The sequence below is a fragment of the Streptomyces sp. NPDC059668 genome, assembly GCF_042734135.1.
In the GTDB taxonomy this organism is placed as follows: domain Bacteria; phylum Actinomycetota; class Actinomycetes; order Streptomycetales; family Streptomycetaceae; genus Streptomyces.
The window spans coordinates 1-3549 of record NZ_JBHWEL010000149.1 but is presented as its reverse complement, the minus strand read 5'-3'; the positions used below and the strand labels follow the sequence as shown (position 1 = coordinate 3549).

Below are 3549 nucleotides of genomic sequence, written 5' to 3'. Positions count from 1 at the left end.
GGGCCGGGCCGCGCCGGCGCGGCGGCCGTCGGCGCGGGGGCGCCGCCCAGCAGGGCCACGGCGTGCTCGCGCTGCAGGGTGCCGCCTTTGAACCGCGTCAGGATCTCGCGGGTGTCCATCACCGTGTGCCCTTCGTGTCAGGCGGAACGGGCCGCCAGCAGGGCAGCCGCCTCGTCGATGCTGAGCACCTCGTCGCGCACCGCGTCCAGCAGGGCGTTCAGGTCGATCTCCACGGACCGCGGAGGGTGCCCGGGGCGCGGCGCCGTATCCGCCCGCCCGGCCGCCGGCACCACCACGGGCACGGGACCGGGGCCGGGGCCGGATGTGGGGGCGGGTGCGGGGGCGGGGCCTGTGGTGCGGGTGTCGGTCACCTGCGCGGTGACGTGCGCGGCCATGGCCGCGAGGTCGGGGTGGTCGTAGAGCAGGTCGGTCTGCTCGCTGAGGCCGTAGGTGCGGTTGATGCCGGCCAGGAACTCCGCGGCCAGGATGGAGTCCAGGCCCAGCGCGGCGAACGGCGCGCTCACGTCGATGTCCTGCGCGGCGCAGTGCAGGATCCCGGCGAGCTGCGTGCGCAGGGTGTCGGTGACCGACTCCGGGCCCGCGACGGGCCACGGACCCGTACCGCGCACCGCCACCGGGGCCGGGCTCGGGGCCGGGGCCCAGGCGGTGGCCGGGACCGGCTGCCCGTCGCCGTGCCGCGGGACAGGGGCCGGCCGCGGCAGGGGCGCGGGCGCGGCGAGTTCGGCCGCGACGTGCCGGGCCAGTGCCGACGGGGTGGGGTGGTCGTACAGGGCGGTGGCCGCGATCTGGGTGCCGTAGCGGGCGTTGAGCGCCGCGACGAACTCGACGGACAGCATCGAGTCCAGGCCCAGCAGCCGGAAGGACTCCTGCGTGTCGAGGCTCTGCGGCTCGACACGCATCATGCCCGCCAGTACCGCGGTGAGCTCGGCGAGCACGTCGGCCGCCGGGGTCGGCGAGGCCGTGTGCGGGTGAGGGGCGGAGGTCATGGTGGGCGTCTCCAAGGGTCGAGTCCCGGGTGGCCGTCCTGGCATTGTGGGCGCCGACGCCACCGCGCCACATCCCCGGCCGTGGTGATCCCCGCCCAAGGCGGCTGGCTCCCGGGAACCAGCCCACGCCCAAACCCTCCGCCCAAAGAATGAGCCGGCACCCGGACGCGGCACGCGGAGGCGGCAGGTCCGTGTGTCCGGCGCGGACCGGCCGGTGCAGGCAACCCGGTGCGGGCAGCCCGGCGGCCGGGCCGCCATCCCGCGCACCACCCGGGCCGCCCGGACGACCCGCCGCCTGAACTACCCGAGCCACCCGAACTGCCCATGCTGTCCGGGTAGTTCGTGCCGCTCGTGCGGTTCGTGCCGTCCGGGCGCTGGTCGGTATCCGGCGGGGGCGGGGGGCCCGCGGGGGGGCGCGCCCCCCGCGGGGGGGGGGGGCGGGGGGTACCCGGGCCCGTCGGGGCGCGGGGTCGGGCCGGGGCGGCCGGCGGGGGGGCGGTTAGGGGGGGGGCCGGCGCGGCGGGGGGGCCCCGGGGCGCCCCGCGGGCGGCCGGCGCGGGTTCACCGGGCCCGGGCGGGCGCGGGGGGTCCCGCGGCGTCGAACGGTGCGGGCACCGCCGCCGTCTCCGGCGCCGCCGTCTGGATGGAGTGCTGAAGCCGCCGCAGCCGCGGCGAGGGCTCCAGGCCCAGGTCGTTGACGAGAGTGGCGCGCAGCTGGTGGTAGACGCTGAGCGACTCGCTGCGCCGGCCGGACCGGTGCAGGGCCAGCATGAACTGTGCGTGCAGGTTCTCGTGGGTGCGGTAACGGCTGGTCAGCACGGTCAGTTCGGGCAGCAGTTCACGGTGGCGGCCCAGCCGCAGGTCGGCCTCGATGCGCTGGTCCAGCGCGCACAGCCGGCTCTCCTCCAGCCGCCGGGTCTCCATCGCCAGCTGCGCCCCGGCCTGCACGTCGGCGAACGCGGGCCCCGTCCACAGCCCGAGCGCCCCGGCCAGGGTGCGGGCCGCCTCGGCGAAGGCACCCTGGTCCATGGCCCGGTAGCCCTCCCCCGCGAGCCGCTCGAACTCGCGCACGTCACTGCTGCCGCCGCCGGAGGCCAGCAGATAGCCGCCCGGCAGGGTCATCAGGACGTCCTTGGCGCCGCTGCGGCCGTGTTCGAGCGCCTGCGCGATGAGCTCGCGCAGCTGCAGCACGTACGTCTGCAGGGTGGTACGGGCGCTGCGCGGCGGGGAGTTGCCCCACAGTTCCTCGGTGAGGGCCGCGACGGGCACCACCTGGTCGGCACGGAGCGCGAGCAGCGCCAGGACCTGCCGCGGTTTCGGCGCCGTCGGGGTGATGGACACCCCGTTCTCCCGCACTGCCAGTGCGCCCAGTACGTCGATGTCCACGCCGTCTCCCCTGCTCGGTGTCCCGTGCCGCACCCCCGATTACAAAACAGCGCATCCGGTCTGTCAATACCCGACCGGTCATGCTGTTTCTTCGGGGGCGGGGGAGGCTGCCCGCCGGCGGCCCGCGCGCCGCCGAACAGGGGCGGCTGCCAGGCTTCCTGGGCAACTCCGGTCCGTCCTGGTCCTGTTCCAACCTCTTCCGGTGCGGCGGGGAGCGGCGGGGCGGGACCGGCCGGCGTCCCGCAAAGCAGACCATGAGGTCTGCTCCTGGTGCGGAAAGCCGGGCGGAAAGACGGAGCGGAGCGGCGGACGGTACGAGGGGCAGGACGTAGAGGGGTGCGGGGGCCGTGGCGGTGCGGTGCGGTGCGGGCGGGTGCCGTGGCGGACCTGCGGAGTTACGGAGTTACGGGGTGACCGGGTTACAGGGTTACGGGTGACAAGGTTATGGGTTGCGGGGTTATGGGCTGCGGGGTCACTGCGGGGGGTTGCCGTGTTTGCGGGAGGGCAGGTCCGCGTGTTTGGCGTGCAGCATCGCCAGTGAGCGGATGAGGACCTCGCGGGTCTCGGCGGGGTCGATGACGTCGTCGACCAGACCGCGTTCGGCCGCGTAGTAGGGGTGCATGAGTTCGGCCTTGTACTCCTTGACCATGCGGGCGCGCATGGCCTCGGGGTCGGCAGCGTCGGCGATCTGGCGGCGGAAGATGACGTTGGCGGCGCCCTCGGCGCCCATCACGGCGATCTCGTTGGTGGGCCACGCGTACGTGAGGTCCGCGCCGATGGACTGGGAGTCCATGACGATGTAGGCACCGCCGTACGCCTTGCGCAGGATCAGCGAGATCCTCGGCACCGTCGCGTTGCAGTACGCGTACAGGAGTTTCGCGCCGTGCCGGATGATCCCGCCGTGTTCCTGGTCGACGCCGGGCAGGAAGCCGGGTACGTCCAGGAGGGTGAGGATGGGGATGTTGAAGGCGTCGCACATCTGCACGAACCGGGCGGCTTTTTCGGAGGCCTCGATGTCCAGGACGCCGGCGAGGGTCTGCGGCTGGTTGGCGACGATGCCGACCACCTGGCCGTCGAGGCGGGCCAGCGCGCAGATGATGTTGCGGGCCCAGCGTTCGTGGACCTCCAGGTAGTCGCCGTCGTCGACGAGCTCCTC

Annotated in this window: 3 protein-coding genes; all 3 read right to left on the bottom strand. The window is 74.5% G+C overall.

Annotated features, from left to right (window positions below; genetic code table 11):
• Positions 1–137: 137 nt before the first annotated feature.
• Positions 138–1007: a phosphopantetheine-binding protein gene (locus ACFV2J_RS42430; RefSeq protein WP_385443831.1), complete on the bottom strand. Its 870-nt coding sequence runs from the start codon at positions 1005–1007 to the stop codon at positions 138–140.
• A 561-nt stretch (positions 1008–1568) separates the two neighbouring features.
• Positions 1569–2393, bottom strand: coding sequence for a BTAD domain-containing putative transcriptional regulator (locus ACFV2J_RS42425; protein WP_385097154.1), 825 nt, complete (start codon positions 2391–2393; stop codon positions 1569–1571).
• Positions 2394–2865: 472 nt separating this feature from the next.
• A partial coding sequence (locus tag ACFV2J_RS42420) for an acyl-CoA carboxylase subunit beta (protein WP_385443827.1) occupies positions 2866–3549 on the bottom strand: 684 nt, incomplete at its 5' end.

Coding starts and splice junctions, on each gene's coding strand:
- ACFV2J_RS42430 (WP_385443831.1), bottom strand. CDS start 1,007: ATGACCTCCGCCCCTCACCCGCACACGGCCTCGCCGACCCCGGCGGCC.